We start from the raw sequence: 14801 nt of genomic DNA, 5'->3' as shown, positions 1-14801 counted from the left end.
CCAGGTCCCACCTCGTGGGGGACGGCGGCCCACTTGGCGAGGACCTACGGCCCTGCCGCGCGTACCCGGGCATGGCTGATTCTGATCATGGAGGGGCCACCAGTGGCAGGCACCCGCAGGCCAGAGCGGTAAGACACTCAGGTGGTCCGACAGCCCGTCCACTCGGCGGGCACCACCGAACGGAGACCATCATGATCGCGCGGGTAGGGGATCGGCTCGTCCTCAAGGGTGTTCACCTAGGCGACCTGCCACACGTCGGGGTGATCACGGCCGTCCGGCACGCCGATGGCAGCCCACCGTATGAGGTCCGCTGGCTGGACGACGGCCGGTACGCCTTGGTCTTCCCCGGGCCGGAGGCCCACGTGGAGCCGGCCCAGCACGGGAACGTCGGTCACCGATGACCCTTGCGCAAGCCGGGCCCCGACCGGCAGGACTGTCTTCCGCGGAGGCCACGGAGCTGCTCAGCGTCCATGGGCCCAACGCGGTAGCCCAGCCACGACCGCAGCGACTTCCCAGCCGGATCCTGCGCCAGCTCACCGACCCACTTGTCGCGCTGCTGATCGCCGCGGCCGTGGTGACCACGGCACTCCAGGACCTCACCGACACGATCGTGATCGCGCTCGTCGTGGTGCTCAACACGAGCATCGGTGTGGTGCAGGAAGTCCGCGCCGACCGGGCCATCGCGGCACTCGACCGCCTCGCCGCCCCGACCGCCCGGGCGATCCGCGACGGCAACGACGTGGTGATCCCCGCCGCCGACCTCGTGCCAGGCGATGTCGTCCGCCTTGAGGCCGGCGACGTCGTACCCGCCGACCTGCAGCTGCGCGACGCATTCCGGTTCCGGCTGGATGAGGCCGCATTGACCGGCGAGTCGGTGCCCGTCGAGCGCAAGCCCGGCGACGAATCGTACGCCGGGACGGTCGTCGTGGTGGGCCGGGCGACCGGGGAGGTCGTCCGTACCGGGCCGGCCAGCGCGCTGGGCCGCATCGCCGAACTGGTCGTCGGCACGCGGCCGACCCTGACTCCGCTGCAGCGTCGCCTCGCTCGGCTGAGCCGCGTCCTGGGCCTCACCGCCGTGGTGCTGTCCGGCGTGGTCTTCGCACTCGGCCTGCTGGCCGGACGCGAGGTCGTGACCATGGCGGTGACCGCCGTGAGCCTCGTGGTCGCCGCCGTACCGGAATCGCTACCCGCGGTGGTGACCCTCGCGTTGGCACTGGGCGCCCACCGGATGGCACAGGCCCGAGCCATCCCCCGCCGTCTGCACGCCGTCGAGACCCTCGGTTCGGTGACGGTCATCGCCTCCGACAAGACCGGAACCCTCACCGAAGGCCGCATGGCCGTCCAGACAGCCGCGGTCACGGACGCCACCCGCTACACCGTGGTCGGTGCCGGATACTCTCCCGCCGGAGAGGTACGCCACGACGCTGAGCCGGTCGACCCCCCAGAGATGCTGCGTGAGCTGGGGCGTGCCGTGCTGCTGTGCAACGACGCCGCCCTACTCCCCCCGGACACCGACCACCCGCAATGGACCGCGGTCGGCGATCCGCTGGAGGCGGCGCTGATCGCCTTCGCCGCGCGGTGCCGCCTCGACGTCGACGGCGAGCGCACCGCCCACCCCAGAGTCGCGGAACACCCGTTCGACCAAGCGCAGCGTCGCATGGTCACCGTCCACCAGAACCCGGACGGCTCGCACCTGATCGTCTGCAAGGGGGCTCCCGAAGCCGTACTGCATGAGCCGGTCGTGACCGGCCCGCCCGCCACCATCATGGCGCTGCGGACGGCGGCGGCCGACATGGCAGCCGACGGCCTACGCGTCCTGGCGGTGGCCGCAGCGGTAGCCGACGGTTCCGTCGACGTCGCGAACCCGGCGGGACTGCGCCCCCTCGGCGTGGTCGGGATCGGTGACCCACTGCGGGCCGGCGCCCCGGACACCGCCGCCATGTTCGCAGAAGCAGGCGTGCGGCTCGTTCTCATCACCGGTGACCACCCCGCCACCGCCGCGGCCATCGCCGGTCGGCTGGGCCTGCTCGATCGGGACGATCAAGTGATCAACGGTGACACCGGTGCGCCGGGCGACGCCGCCGAACATGCCCGGGTGTACGCTCGCACCCAGCCGGAGCAGAAGCTCGACATCATCTCGGCACTCCAGCAGCACGGCCACGTGGTGGCCATGACCGGGGACGGCGTCAACGATGCCCCAGCGCTGCGGCGGGCGGACATCGGCGTGGCCATGGGCGGCGGCACGGAGGTCGCCCGGCAGGCCGCCGATCTCGTCCTGGTCGACGACGAGCTGGCCACGGTCGCGCATGCCATCGGCGAGGGCCGGCGAATCTACGACAACATCCGCCGCTTCCTGCGCTACGGGCTCTCCGGAGGCACTGCCGAGATCCTCATCATGTTGTTCGGCCCGTTTCTGGGTCTGCCCGTACCGCTCCTTCCCGCCCAGATCCTCTGGGTCAACCTGCTCACCCACGGCCTGCCGGGCGTGGCCCTCGGGGCCGAGCCGGCCAGCCCGGACGTGCTGAAGCGCCCACCCCGTTCCCCGCAAGAGTCCGTACTCGGTGACGGCCTGCTACGCGACGTCCTGCTCGGCGGCCTGGCCATCACCCTCACCGTGCTCGGCGCCGGAGTCGTCGCACACCATCAAGGACGGCCCTGGCAGTCAGTGGTCTTCGTGGTCCTCGGCCTGTCCCAACTCGGCGTAGCCATGGCCGTCCGCGCCCGGCGGGTCCATGGCGGGCCAGGAAACCCCGCACTGATCGTGGCGGTGGCGGTCTCGGCGCTGCTGCAGGTCGGCGGCGTCCTCGTTCCCGTGCTGCGGGAACTGCTCGGCACCGTCGCGCTGACCGCGCCAGAACTGCTTGCCTGCGCCGCCGTCTCATTGCTGCCCGGAATCGGCCTGCTGTTGCAACGCCGCCTCAGACTTACGCCGACCAAGACCCCGCCAGCCCAAACCCCCAGCCCGCACACGGCGCCCTGAGAGAGGATCATTCCCATGAACGCGACGTCAGTCACGCCCATCGTGGTCGGCGTGGACGGCTCCGAGAACAGCCTGGAAGCGGTCAGGTTCGCGGCCACCGAAGCCGCGATGCGCCAGCGGCCGCTTCGCATCGTGCATGCCTTCCTCTGGCCGCTATCCGCAGCCGTCCTGCAGGGCGCACTGCCGCCGTCCACCGAGGACACACGACAGTACGCGGACACCTTCCTCGCCGAGGCGGTCGACCACGCACACAAGGCGGCACCAGAGCTTTCCGTGTCTTCGGCGATCGTCGAAGGCGCCGCCGTGCCGGTGCTGCTGCACGAAGCAGAGTCGGCTGAGCTGCTGGTCCTCGGTGACCGCGGGATAGGAGGGATCTCCGGCCTGCTGCTCGGCTCCGTGGCGGTGCAGACCGTGACTCATGCGACCTGCCCGGTGCTCGTCGTTCGAGGACAGGCACGCCCGGATGGTCCCGTCGTCGTCGGAATAGACGGCTCAGCGGTCTCGGCCCGCGCGCTGCAAGAGGCCGCCAGGGCCGCCGAGCTACGCAACTGCGATCTCGTCGCCGTGCACACCTGGACCTCACCGGTGTCAACCGGGCCGGGTGACATGCTTCCGCTCGTCTACGACCCGGACGCGGTGAACACCGAGGAACAGCTGCTACTTGCCGAAGCGATCGCCGGTGTCGCCGAAGACCACCCCGATCTCCAGATCACCCAGGAGGTGGTGCGCGGTCCCGCCAGGCGCCACCTCATCGACTGGTCACACCGCGCGCAGCTGCTGGTGGTCGGAGCCCGCGGGCGCGGCGGATTCACCGGTCTGCTGCTGGGCTCCGTCAGCCAGCACGCGATGTACCACAGCGCCTGCCCGACCATGGTGATCCGCGCGCCCTTCCCCGACAACCCCGGGCACAGCGTCGGATAATGACCTTCAGCGGGACTCGCCGGGCTCGGCGAGTCCCGCTGGCGCGGCAACACACCACCCGCAACCCGGGCAAGGGTGGGACCGCAGTCACCGGCTCCGGGGGATATCGGCCCTGGCAGCGGTCGGCTCGGCGGACCACCATTGGTTTCATGAGGGAACCGTCGGGTGGGGCAGATGTCGAACGCCTGGCCAGCTACGTGGCGACCGCGACTGCCGCGCCGTCGCTGCACAACAGCCAACCCTGGCGTTTCCGTATCCGCGACGGCGGAGTCGACGTGATCGCGGACTGGGCACGCCAGCTGGCGGTGATCGACCCGTCCGGACGTGAGCTGCTGATCAGCGTGGGTGCGGCATTGTTCACCCTTCGGCTCGCCATTCGGCACGACGGGCGCCGGCCGTCGCTGACTTTTCCTCAGGACCCCGACGATCCCCGTCTGGTCGCCCGAGTCACTCCGGAGCGGGCCGAGGCCGTCACGGGCGTCGTGCGAGCCTTGTTCGACGCCGTCCCGGAGCGTCACACCAACCGCTGGCCGTTCGCTCCGTCGGTGGTTGCCGCGCCCGACCTTGAGGAGCTGGCCTGTGCGGCGCACCGCGAAGGGGCCAGCCTCACGGTGGCCGGCGCGGTGGCTCGCGCGGCCATCCTCGGCCTGACCAGAACTGCCGAACAACGGTTGCGCGGCGATCACGGCTATCGTGCGGAGCTGACCCAGTGGACGCTGCCTTCTCCCGGCCGGCGCGACGGCGTGCCGACAGCCGCGATGGGGCCGTGGGACGCTCTCGAGACCACGCCGGTACGCGACTTCGGTCTGGCCTTGCCACAGCTCACCCGGCCTGCCGAGCGATTCGAGCCGTTTCCCACGATCGTCACACTGTCGACCGCGGGCGACACCCCCGCGGACTGGCTCGCCGCCGGCCAGGCATTGCAGCGGGTGCTGCTCACCGCCACCGTCCTGCACCTGGCGACAACTCCGTTCAGTCAGCCGGTGGAGATCCCGGCAATCCGGGAACTGCTGACCACACAGGGCCGGCATGCGCAGATCCTGATCAGACTGGGCATCGGCCCTCCGACGTACGCGACCCCTCGCCGCCCACTCTGCGAGGTACTGATGATGGAGCCGGTCGCGGCTGTCGGGACGCCACGGTAGACACGCCACCGGGTCGTTCACGCCGGACGCCAAGAGGACGCCGGAGCAGCCACGCCCGGTCGCGGACGCGACGGCGATTCCGTCGAGCGGCCGGCGAGGATGACCCGGTGCGCTGTGCGATTACTCCTTGCCTGGATGTGTGTCCAGCGCGCCTGTCGTCGCATGGCGTTCACATTCGTCAATGCCGCCAATGAAAGTCGGGACGTTCCAGGTCCTCCGACCTCTTGCCAGCGCCCGCAAACGGTAGTAGCGCAGCCCAGGCACACCCGTAAACCGCCAGGCCCCGCAGTGTCCGATGGAACGGCGCCGCGAACGCGACCAGTCCAAACGTCGCGTTCATGGTTGAAATATAGGCACATCGACCGAAACCGGCCGTGAATTCAGGGACTTTCGAACCTGAGAGCGACGCCAGTCCAGTGATAGAAATGAATTGGAAGCGAGATGAGCACCAACCGACACGGTCTCAAAAGGAACGTGTCGAAAGGGCCTCAGAAAGCGGGAAACGGCCTCCTTACCACCCATTCCCACGAGGAAGGTGTTGTGCCATGTCGACAATTTTGCACACCATCAATCGACATCTGTTCACGCTCCTCGCAGTCGTCGCGATGACCTTGGGGCTAGCGGTGATCGGCGGACCGGCCTCCGCGGCCGCGATCTCCGCGTCGCAGGTGACGCTGATCCGGACGGGCGGATTCGCTGGCGTCCACGACTGCTACGTGGTCGATTCCACCACGGTGCACGCGGACACTCCGCGCCTGATGCAGCTCGTTTCGAGCTGGCAGTTCCGGCGGCTCGATGCCACATACCCCGCAAGCACCCAGGGCGCCGACCGCTTCGTCTACACCGTGGTCGTGCGGTACGGCCACCGGTGGACCAAGACCGTCCACACCATCGAAGGCGCCGACGCACCCGCCGTCCTGTGGCAGACGATCAGCCTCACCCAGCAAATCAGCCTCGACGTCTCGTCCACGCCCGCACGCTGAGCAAGACACAACGGCCGGCCCGCGCCACGGCGCGGGCCTGCGGCCTGTGCACGGGCATGCGCGACGCCCATCGCCGAAACGCTCACGCCGCCAGCCGGTCGACGAACCCAGCCATGACGGGCCATCAGGCCCTGACCACCTTTGCCCCCAGCAGCAGAGACTGGAGCCGGAAGGAGTAGCCATGCCGATCCGTTACCGGCCGATGACGTTGACGTTGACCGCCGTCGAGGGCACTATCGCCGCCTCCGCAATGTACGGCGCTGTCATGTTCGTCATCGACGCCTGGCACCTCGCGGTCATCGGCCCGCAGATGATGCTACAAGCCGTCATGCTGGCCGCCGGTCTCGTGATCGCCGTGCCGGGCGTGCGGATGGAACGGACTCAGATCAACGAAGCGCGCCGCGTTCGGAACCCGCCAGCCATCGCGAGAATCCCGTCATGACCGCGTGGACGCAACGACCGCAACAGGTGGCCGGAGTGAGCGGACTGGTCGCCGTCGCGCTCGGTGCGGCGGGCGCTCTGTGTGATAGGCCGTGGCCAGGCCCGGAGTCGTTGCCAGACTTCGTGACAGAGCATCGGGGACTGATCGTCGCGCAGAGCGTCCTCTTCGTGTTCAGTGCGGTCGTGCTACTGATCTTCCTGAGCTCTCTGCGTGCGGTCCTGTCCGACTCTGCTATGCCCGCGACGATCGCGTTCGGGGCTGGAATGGTCGGGTACAGCGCCAACATTCTGGGACAGGCGCCACAGCTGGCGCTGGCAGCATTGCCCGGCGAATTCCTGCGGCCGCAGGCCGCGGCGCTGCTCGACGCGCTCGGCTACGCAACGCTGACATTGGCGAACGCACCGATCGCGCTCATGTTCGCCTGCATTGGCTACGCAGTTCTGCGAACAAGCGCGCTTCCCACATGGCTCGGATGGCTCGCATACGTCGCCGCCGCCGCGGCGACGATCCTGACGCTGTCCGTTGCGTTCCCGAGCAACGTACTCGAATTGCGGGGCTGGTTGAGCTACGCCCTCTACCCGATCTCCATCGTCTGGCTCTCAGCGGCTAGCATCGTGCTGCTGCGCTCACGGCCACCGGACTCGACGACGTTAGGACTCAAGCCGGCCGCTCCAACTCCAGGACGCGTTCATCAGCGCCTCGGCCAACATTCACACCGAACTGAAGGATCAGCAGTATGAACGCCATGTCCGTCACACGCGTCGTTGTCGGCTACGACGCCACCCTTCCCTCCTCCGCGGCCGTGGACGCCGCCGCACGGCTCGTCCCGCATGCCCACGCCTGGATCACCTACCTGTGGACTCCGCCGCTGGTCGACGAGGACCTGCGTCGCCGCCTGTGGACCGGCAGCCGCAGCCTCGACGAATTCATCCAGGCCATCGAACGCGAAGGACAATGGCGAGCCGACCGCATCGCCGACATCGGTGCCACGCTCGCACGAGCCAGCGGATGGCAAGCCGAAACCCTCGCCCACCGCGTCATGGGCGGCGAAGGTCTCGAACTTGCGCAACTGGTCGAGAAGATGCAGCCCGATCTCGTGCTGCTCGGCACCCGCGGCCTGCGCGGCATCCGAGCGGTACTCGGCAGCGTCTCCGACATCGTCGTACACCAGAGCCCGAAGCCGGTCCTGGTGGTACCGCATCCGCTACTCAGCACGGAACATCACGCCCTCACCGACGGACCGGTACTCCTCGGCTGGGACGGATCGCCCGGCGCTCGCGCCGCACTCGACACTGCCCAGCGGCTGCTGCCGGGCAGGAACCTGCTGTTCGCCACCGTCGAGGACGACGACACCACACCCGAAGCCCCGCCACGAACCGGCGACGCGGACCCCACCTGGCTGCGGATCCCACGAGGGCACGGGACGACAGCACAGGCCGTCGCCCACGGTCTGATCACGGGCGCCCGCGACCACGACGCCGCCCTGCTCGTCGTCGGCTCGCGAGGACGTACTGCCGCCGCGGAGATCCTGCTGGGCAGCGTAGTCATGGCGACCCTGCACCAATCCCACCGACCCGTCCTCGTCGTACCGCAACCGGACGCGGATTGACACCGGCGCTCGGCGCACCGGCCCGGGTCGGCAGACTTGCCGGGGCACTCGCAATGTCCCCCAGGCAATGGGGCGTGGGCCTGTCAGGACGGCCAACCTCGCGGACCATCGACCCGCGAGGTGGAGACTAATGGCCCCGTCCGCGTGCGCGGGAACGCGCGACAATGAAATTGGAGCCCATCGGCACCGAGGGACATCTCGGACGGCGGATCAGACGCCGCGGGGTGGGAAAGCGCCCGACCGATGGGCTCACGCGCGAGATCGACCTAGAATCGGTGCTCCGCTGCCGATGCGCGCGACGAGCGGGCGGACCGGTCATCAGCAGTTGGGAAATCATTCTTCGTCAGATGCGGAGGTGGAATCGGAGGGTGAGCCATGCGGTGCATCCGCTCACCCCGGCGCCGGCGGCCGCCAGCAAGGGCAGCGTCAACCACACCCGGCCGTTCGGTACGGGCGGCAACGCGCGCGTCCACTCCGTCGGAACGAGGAGTTCCCCGGCGAGAAGCAGCGCGAATCCGGCCACGGCGCCAGCCACGCCCGCCATCATCGCTTCGACGACGAATGGCGCCTGCACGAACCAGTTCGACGCGCCGACCAGCTTCATCACCGCGACTTCTCGCCGCGATGCCAATGATCGGACAGGGCGAGAGAGTTCAGTGAGGTTGGGATATTGCATCAAATCGGTTTGATGTAGTCTGCGGTCGTGGGCCGCGCGAAGGGATCCCGCACGCCGGCGCCGCCGGTGTTCGTGACAGCTGCCGGGCATCCGCTGCGGTGGCGGTTGCTGGGTGAGCTGGCGAACGGTGACCTGGCGGTACGCGAGCTGACCGCCGTGGTCGACGAGCCGCAGAACCTGGTCTCGTATCACCTGGGCCGGTTGCGCCGGGCCGGTCTGGTGAACGGGCGGCGCAGCAGCGCGGACGGTCGTGACATCTACTACTCGCTCGACCTGGCAGGCTGTGCGCGGCTGCTGGAGGCGGCCGGTGGCGCCCTACATCCGGGGCTGCACCTGCAACCGCCCGCACCCGCGGTCGCGGTCGCCGCCCGTGTGCTGTTCCTGTGCACGGGTAACAGCTCGCGATCGCAGATGGCCGAGGCGTTGCTTCGTGATCGCAGCTTGGGCGTGGTCGAGGCGTACAGTGCGGGCAGCCGTCCGAAGGCTGTACATCCGCTCGCCGTGTCCGTGATGGCATCCCGGGGTATCGACGTGAGCGGTGCGCGGCCCAAGCATCTCGACGAATTCGCCGGTTCCGAGTTCGACCTCGTGATCACGTTGTGCGACCGGGTCAAGGAGATCTGCCCGGAGTTCGCCGGCTGCCCCCGCCCGGTGCATTGGAGCATTTCCGATCCGGCCGGTGACCCGGCTGGGCTGCCCGCGTTCGAGCGCGTGGCAGAAGAGATCAGCGGGCGGATCGACTTCCTTCTGCACACCATCGCCGCCCGCTCCGGAAAGGAGACGCAGGCATCATGATCAGCCCAACCGACAACACCGTGCACGTCCGCTACCTGGTCGACGATGTCCAAGCGGCCATCGACTTCTACACCACCCACCTCGGCTTCACGCCGAACACCACGTTCCTGCCGGCGTTCGCCGACGTGCGACGCGGCAACCTGCGGCTGCTGCTGTCCGGCCCGGCCAGCTCGGCGGGTCGGGCGATGCCCGACGGACGCAAACCCCAGCCAGGTGGCTGGAACCGCATCCACCTGCTGGTCGACGACATCGACACCGAGGTCGCCCGGCTACGCGCCGCCGGTGTCAGCTTCCGCAGCGAGGTCATATCTGGCCCGGGTGGGCGGCAGATCGTTCTGGACGACCCGGCCGGCAATCCGATCGAACTGTTCCAGCCGGCGGGCGCCTGAATGCCTCCCGAGGCTTCCCGTGTCCGACTGGGCACCGTGCTGCGGGAGTGGGGCCGCATCGGCTGCATCGGTTTCGGTGGGCCTCCCGCACACATCGCACTGCTGCGCAAGCTGTGCGTGCAAGACCGGAGATGGCTGACGGCGCAGGAATTCGAACACGCGATCGCCGCCTGCAACCTGCTGCCCGGACCGGCCTCCACCCAACTCGCGATCTTCTGCGCGTGGCGAGTCCGCGGCCGCGCCGGCGCACTGGTGGGCGGTGCGGCTTTCATCGTCCCCGGCCTGATCGTGATTCTCGCCCTCGCCGCCCTGTTCCTCGAGGGCGACCCACCGGTCTGGGTCAAAGCCGCGGGTGCCGGCGCGGGCGCGGCCGTCGCCGCGGTGGCCACCCAGGCCGGGACGGGACTGATTCCCCCCGCCTGGAAACGTACGCCGAACCGGATCCGCTGGACCGCGTATCTGGTGCTCGGCACGGTGGCGGCCGCCACCGTAGGCCCCTGGCTGGTCCTGCTGCTGCTCGCCTGCGGACTGGCCGAGATCCTCGCCCAGCGGCTACCCCGGCCCAGGCGCCAACCGGCACCGGCCCTGCCTCTGCTGGCCGCCGCCGGCCTGAGCGGTGGCGTGCTGCTGCCGCTCACCTGGGTCGCTTTCAAAGTCGGTGCCCTATCCTACGGCGGCGGCTTCGTCATCATCCCGATCATGCAGGCCGACGCGGTCGACCGGCACCATTGGATGACCGGAGCGCAGTTCCTCAATGCCGTCGCTCTCGGCCAGATCACCCCCGGCCCGGTCGTCCAGACCGTCGCCGTCGTCGGCTACGCGGCAGCCGGGATCGGTGGCGGGCTGCTCGCCTCGGCCGTCGCGTTCAGCCCGTCGTTCGCGTTCATCCTGCTCGGCGCCGACAGATTCGACCGGCTGCGCGCCAACCGGAAGGTCCGTGCGTTCCTCGACGGCGCCGGCGCTACGGCGATCGGCGCCATTCTCGGCTCGGCGATTCCACTGGCCCGCGCCCTCGGCCAGCCATGGCAGTACGCCGTACTTGTCGGTGCCGCCGTACTCGCCCTGGGCCTGCGTCGCGGCCCGGTCCTGACGCTGCTGTCCGCCGCCCTGGCCGGAGTCGTCATCGTCGCGGCGGGCGGAGCTCTGCCGACCTGACCGGGAGCGAGGTGACCTGGGTGCCCGCGCGCCGCCCGCGGCGTCCCGAGACGATCTGATGCCGAACGATCGCCCGGCTCCACTGGATTACCCAGGATGGATTCTGCAGTAGGTCTCCAAATCGTCTGCCCCTTCACCAGATGGGACATGGCCGAACGCGAGTGACCATTGAGAATCCGTGGTTCGAACTCCAATACCACCGCACCTTCCCGACTGGCGGGGTTACGCCTCCGTAACGGTCCTTCGTCTCTAGTTCCCAGTGCCTGATCGTCTACTTGAGGAATTGCGCGACTTCGTGGATCGCCGCCGATCAGGATGGAACTGTTCAGCACAGGACCGTTTAGCGAGAAAGGTAGGAACTTTCCCATGCTTATCACGCGACGCCTTCTGACGATGTCGGCTGCCGTCTGTGGCGTCCTGACCCTCGTACTGTCGGGAGTTGCGGGACCCGCACAAGCGACGGCCACAACCACCGCACAACGTGCGGCCGTCACCGCGACAAGCGCCTTCCAGCCCTACGACTCGAACATCTACAACTGGTACAGCGACAAGTGTTTGAACGTGGACCTGCGTCACGGCCCGGTTCACAATGGCACGAAGGTGCAGATGTGGCGCTGCAACGACTACGATAACGAATTGTGGACCTACTACTACGATGACTACACCATTCAGAGCAGCTACGACGGCCGCTGCCTGGAAGCATCCCGCAAGACCGCCTTCAGGAACGGCGGCAAGGTCCAGGTGTGGACATGCAACGGCCGAGTCAACCAGAAATGGACGATCTACTCCGACGGAACGATCGTGAACTGGTACTCCGGCCTCTGCCTGGACGCGGACCGCAAGACCGCGTTCAAGAACGGCGGCAAGGTTCAGGTGTGGAATTGCAACGGCCGAACCAACCAGCGGTGGTACTTCTGATCGGCGCCCCTGCCTGAGACATGGCAGCCTGGACGGCGATTGGACCGGGTGGGTCGTCTGCGACGACCCACCCGTCGCATGTGAGCAGCCCCGGCTCTTGGGGTCCGACGGCTTGGTGGCCATAGGGCGACCGGCCCTGGCGGCAACACCGCGACGGCGTGACGCTGGCCGTAGACGAATACACCCGTTCGAGCGGCTCGAGTCCGGCCTGACGACCCGGCGAGGTGACGACGATGACGGACATGATCATGGCCTCCGGCCTCGTGAAGACCTTCGGTCGGACACGGGCGCTGGATGGACTCGATCTGTCGGTGTCCGGCGGTGAGATCCACGGATTCCTCGGCCCCAACGGCGCCGGCAAGACCACCACCATTCGGATCCTGCTCGGGTTGCTGCGTCGTGATTCCGGTCAGGTGACGCTGCTGGGCGGCGACCCCTGGCGGGACGCGGTCCGGCTCCATCGCCGCCTGGCCTACGTGCCCGGTGAGGTGAACCTGTGGCCGAACCTGACCGGCGGCGAAGTGATCGACCTACTGGGCGCGTTGCGCGGCGGGCTCGACCCGGCACGCCGCGCCGATCTGCTGGAGCGTTTCGCGTTGGATCCGACGAAACGATGCCGCGCCTACTCCAAGGGCAACCGCCAGAAGGTCGCGTTGGTTGCCGCCTTCGCCTCCGATGTGGAGCTCTACCTGCTCGACGAACCGACCTCGGGCCTGGACCCGCTGATGGAGATGGTGTTCCAGGACGTCGTACGCGAGGCGCGCGCGGCGGGGCGGACGGTGTTGCTGTCCAGTCACATCCTGTCCGAGGTCGAGGCCCTGTGTGATCGGGTGACCATCGTGCGATCGGGTCGGGCGGCCGAGTCGGGCACGTTCGCCCAGTTGCGTCACCTGACCCGGACGAGCATGGTGGTCGAGACGATGCGCCCGATCGATGCGCTGGCCGCGCTGCCTTGCGTGCACGACGTGCACGCCGAGGGCGGCCGGGTGCATTTCAGCGTCGACGACGGCCAGGTTGCGGCGGTCCTGCGCGAGTTGTCCGAGCTCGACGTGCACGCCCTGCTCAGCTCACCGCCGACCCTCGAGGAGCTGTTCCGGCGGACGTATGAGCAGGACGGCGGCTCGGCCCGCGAGGATACGGAGATGGCGGGTGCCCGATGAACGCCATCGCCGGTGCTCTGCCGCTGACCCGGCTTGCGCTGCGCCGCGACCGGATCACGATCCCCGCCTGGGCGCTGGGGCTGGCGGCGTTCACCGCCGCGACCACCGCCCTGTGGGCCGCTGACTTCGCCGACCCCGCGGACCTGGTGCAGGAGACCCGGCTCGCCGCCGTCAGCCCCGGGATCCGCATGCTCGGGCTGACGTCGGCGCCCACCGTCGGCGCGTACGCCATGGTCCGCAACTTCGTGCTGCTCGCGGTGCTGGCCGCGCTGATGAGCGTGTTTTCGGTGGTGCGCCACACGCGGCAGGGCGAGGAGACCGGCCGGGCCGAACTCGTGGGTGCGGCCGTCGTCGGCCGTTACGCCGGCCTCGCCGCCGCCCTGACCGTCACGGTTGTCGCCGACGTCGTCCTGGCCGTCATGCTCGGCCTGGCATTCGTCGTGGCCGGGCAACCTGTTGCCGGGTCGTTCACCGCCGGGGCCGCGGTCGCGGCGGTCGGTCTCGCCTTCGCGGGCGTGGCCGCAGTGACCACCCAGCTGTCGACCACGGCCCGCGGCGCCAGCGGTCAGGCCGCCGCGGTCCTCGGCGCCGCATTCCTGGTCTGCGGTATCGGCAACATGGCGGGCACGGTGGATGCCAGTGGCATGTACGTGCGCAGTGCCTGGCCGGCATGGCTCTCCCCGATCGGTTGGGGCCAGCAGGCCAGGCCGTTCGCGGGTGACCACTGGTGGCCGCTCGCGATGGCGGTGGTGCTGTTCGCGGCCGGCGTCGGGGTGGCCGTCTGGCTGGCCGGGCGACGCGACTTCGGGCACGGAGTCCTGGCGCAGCCGGCCGGGCCGGCCCGAGCCGGTCGTCTGCTGCGCGGCTCGGCGGGCCTGGCGTGGCGCCTGCAGACCGGCGCGTTTCTCGGCTGGGCGGCAGGGATGCTCGGCTTCGGACTCATCATGGGCGGACTGGCCGGACAGATCACGAACGCCACGGGCGCAGCCCGCGACTTCTACACCCGGATGGGTGGCAGCGACGTGATCCTCGACGCGTACCGTACGTCGATCCTGCAGATGGCCGGCATGGCCGCGGCCATCTATGTCGTGCAGGTCCTGTTGCGCATGCGGGCCGAAGAGGCCGACGGGCCCCTGGAACCCCTACTGGCCGCCAGCGCCGGCCGGAGCCGCTGGGCGCTGAGCCACGCACTCATGGCGGGGATCGGCGCGACCACGTTGCTGCTGTTGTTCGCGACCGGCGCGGGCCTGGCCGCCGGGGCGGTGCTCGGTGGTCCGGTCGGACAGGTGCGTACGTTGATCCTGGCGGCCCTGGTGCAGTTGCCCGCGGTCCTGACGGTCGGCGCCCTGGTCATTGTGGCCGTCGGCCTGTTGCCCCGCTTCGCGGGCGTGCTGGCGTGGGTCGGCCTCATCGCGGCCATCATCATCGGTCCGCTTTTCGGCGCCACCCTACGGTTGCCGCAATGGGTACAGGATCTCTCGCCGTTCACCCATCTGCCGAAGGCACCGGCCATGCCGGTCACCGTCGCGCCGGTCCTCACCCTGACCGTGGTGCTCGCCGCGCTGACGCTGGCCGGCCTGGTCGCCCTGCGCCGCCGCGACCTGGCGCTTCCAGCCTGAGAGCATCGG

Annotated in this window: 15 protein-coding genes; 14 read left to right on the top strand and 1 reads right to left on the bottom strand. The window is 69.1% G+C overall.

Annotated features, from left to right (window positions below):
* Nucleotides 1-191 precede the first annotated feature (191 nt).
* From EV385_RS27150 to EV385_RS27115, 8 genes are all read left to right on the top strand, one after another.
* Nucleotides 192-401 (top strand): DUF1918 domain-containing protein, encoded by a 210-nt coding sequence (locus EV385_RS27150; RefSeq protein ID WP_130512014.1) that lies wholly within the window; start codon nucleotides 192-194, stop codon nucleotides 399-401.
* On the top strand, nucleotides 398-2980 hold the full coding sequence (locus EV385_RS27145) for a cation-translocating P-type ATPase (protein ID WP_130512013.1): 2583 nt from the start codon (nucleotides 398-400) through the stop codon (nucleotides 2978-2980). The genes EV385_RS27150 and EV385_RS27145 overlap by 4 nt, the downstream gene beginning before the upstream one ends.
* Nucleotides 2981-2995: 15 nt before the next feature.
* Nucleotides 2996-3901 carry a universal stress protein gene (locus EV385_RS27140; protein WP_130512012.1) on the top strand — a complete coding sequence of 302 codons (906 nt, stop codon included), beginning with the start codon at nucleotides 2996-2998 and terminating at the stop codon, nucleotides 3899-3901.
* A gap of 149 nt (nucleotides 3902-4050) precedes the next feature.
* Entirely contained in the window at nucleotides 4051-5046 is a 996-nt protein-coding gene (locus EV385_RS27135) for an Acg family FMN-binding oxidoreductase (RefSeq protein ID WP_130512011.1), read from the top strand.
* Between the two features lie 605 nt (nucleotides 5047-5651).
* Nucleotides 5652-6029, top strand: coding sequence for a protealysin inhibitor emfourin (locus tag EV385_RS27130; protein WP_130512010.1), 378 nt, complete (start codon nucleotides 5652-5654; stop codon nucleotides 6027-6029).
* 181 nt (nucleotides 6030-6210) lie between these two features.
* Complete coding sequence (locus tag EV385_RS27125; protein ID WP_130512009.1) at nucleotides 6211-6471, top strand: hypothetical protein; 261 nt, start codon at nucleotides 6211-6213, stop codon at nucleotides 6469-6471.
* Nucleotides 6468-7211, top strand: coding sequence for a hypothetical protein (locus EV385_RS27120; RefSeq protein ID WP_130512008.1), 744 nt, complete (start codon nucleotides 6468-6470; stop codon nucleotides 7209-7211). The genes EV385_RS27125 and EV385_RS27120 overlap by 4 nt, the downstream gene beginning before the upstream one ends.
* A 5-nt stretch (nucleotides 7212-7216) precedes the next feature.
* Nucleotides 7217-8080: a universal stress protein gene (locus tag EV385_RS27115; RefSeq protein ID WP_242625095.1), complete on the top strand. Its 864-nt coding sequence runs from the start codon at nucleotides 7217-7219 to the stop codon at nucleotides 8078-8080.
* A gap of 343 nt (nucleotides 8081-8423) precedes the next feature.
* Here EV385_RS27115 and EV385_RS34075 read toward each other — a convergent pair whose 3' ends face one another.
* On the bottom strand, nucleotides 8424-8684 hold the full coding sequence (locus EV385_RS34075) for an FtsX-like permease family protein (RefSeq protein WP_423203135.1): 261 nt from the start codon (nucleotides 8682-8684) through the stop codon (nucleotides 8424-8426).
* Between the two features lie 99 nt (nucleotides 8685-8783).
* Here EV385_RS34075 and EV385_RS27105 point away from each other — a divergent pair, with 99 nt between their 5' ends.
* From EV385_RS27105 to EV385_RS27080, 6 genes are all read left to right on the top strand, one after another.
* The gene (locus tag EV385_RS27105; protein ID WP_130512005.1) at nucleotides 8784-9551 is read left to right on the top strand and encodes an arsenate reductase/protein-tyrosine-phosphatase family protein; all 768 of its coding nucleotides are present in this window, start codon (nucleotides 8784-8786) and stop codon (nucleotides 9549-9551) included.
* Complete coding sequence (locus EV385_RS27100; protein ID WP_130512004.1) at nucleotides 9548-9940, top strand: VOC family protein; 393 nt, start codon at nucleotides 9548-9550, stop codon at nucleotides 9938-9940. Before EV385_RS27105 ends, EV385_RS27100 begins: the two co-directional genes overlap by 4 nt.
* Nucleotides 9941-11095 (top strand): chromate efflux transporter, encoded by a 1155-nt coding sequence (gene chrA, locus EV385_RS27095; protein WP_130512003.1) that lies wholly within the window; start codon nucleotides 9941-9943, stop codon nucleotides 11093-11095.
* Nucleotides 11096-11461: 366 nt separating this feature from the next.
* Nucleotides 11462-12013 (top strand): RICIN domain-containing protein, encoded by a 552-nt coding sequence (locus EV385_RS27090; protein ID WP_165449624.1) that lies wholly within the window; start codon nucleotides 11462-11464, stop codon nucleotides 12011-12013.
* A 233-nt stretch (nucleotides 12014-12246) separates the two neighbouring features.
* Nucleotides 12247-13173, top strand: a complete 927-nt coding sequence (locus EV385_RS27085; protein ID WP_130512001.1) for an ABC transporter ATP-binding protein — start codon at nucleotides 12247-12249, stop codon at nucleotides 13171-13173.
* Nucleotides 13170-14792, top strand: coding sequence for an ABC transporter permease (locus tag EV385_RS27080; protein WP_130512000.1), 1623 nt, complete (start codon nucleotides 13170-13172; stop codon nucleotides 14790-14792). Before EV385_RS27085 ends, EV385_RS27080 begins: the two co-directional genes overlap by 4 nt.
* Nucleotides 14793-14801: the final 9 nt, after the last annotated feature.

Origin of the sequence: Krasilnikovia cinnamomea (assembly GCF_004217545.1) — a bacterium.
Classification (GTDB): domain Bacteria; phylum Actinomycetota; class Actinomycetes; order Mycobacteriales; family Micromonosporaceae; genus Actinoplanes; species Actinoplanes cinnamomeus.
The sequence above is the reverse complement of the archived record's forward strand: the minus strand, read 5'-3'. Positions and strand labels throughout refer to the sequence as shown.

Coding starts and splice junctions, on each gene's coding strand:
- EV385_RS27150 (WP_130512014.1), top strand. CDS start 192: ATGATCGCGCGGGTAGGGGATCGGCTCGTCCTCAAGGGTGTTCACCTA.
- EV385_RS27145 (WP_130512013.1), top strand. CDS start 398: ATGACCCTTGCGCAAGCCGGGCCCCGACCGGCAGGACTGTCTTCCGCG.
- EV385_RS27140 (WP_130512012.1), top strand. CDS start 2,996: ATGAACGCGACGTCAGTCACGCCCATCGTGGTCGGCGTGGACGGCTCC.
- EV385_RS27135 (WP_130512011.1), top strand. CDS start 4,051: ATGAGGGAACCGTCGGGTGGGGCAGATGTCGAACGCCTGGCCAGCTAC.
- EV385_RS27130 (WP_130512010.1), top strand. CDS start 5,652: ATGACCTTGGGGCTAGCGGTGATCGGCGGACCGGCCTCCGCGGCCGCG.
- EV385_RS27125 (WP_130512009.1), top strand. CDS start 6,211: ATGCCGATCCGTTACCGGCCGATGACGTTGACGTTGACCGCCGTCGAG.
- EV385_RS27120 (WP_130512008.1), top strand. CDS start 6,468: ATGACCGCGTGGACGCAACGACCGCAACAGGTGGCCGGAGTGAGCGGA.
- EV385_RS27115 (WP_242625095.1), top strand. CDS start 7,217: ATGTCCGTCACACGCGTCGTTGTCGGCTACGACGCCACCCTTCCCTCC.
- EV385_RS34075 (WP_423203135.1), bottom strand. CDS start 8,684: ATGAAGCTGGTCGGCGCGTCGAACTGGTTCGTGCAGGCGCCATTCGTC.
- EV385_RS27100 (WP_130512004.1), top strand. CDS start 9,548: ATGATCAGCCCAACCGACAACACCGTGCACGTCCGCTACCTGGTCGAC.
- chrA (WP_130512003.1), top strand. CDS start 9,941: ATGCCTCCCGAGGCTTCCCGTGTCCGACTGGGCACCGTGCTGCGGGAG.
- EV385_RS27090 (WP_165449624.1), top strand. CDS start 11,462: ATGCTTATCACGCGACGCCTTCTGACGATGTCGGCTGCCGTCTGTGGC.
- EV385_RS27085 (WP_130512001.1), top strand. CDS start 12,247: ATGACGGACATGATCATGGCCTCCGGCCTCGTGAAGACCTTCGGTCGG.
- EV385_RS27080 (WP_130512000.1), top strand. CDS start 13,170: ATGAACGCCATCGCCGGTGCTCTGCCGCTGACCCGGCTTGCGCTGCGC.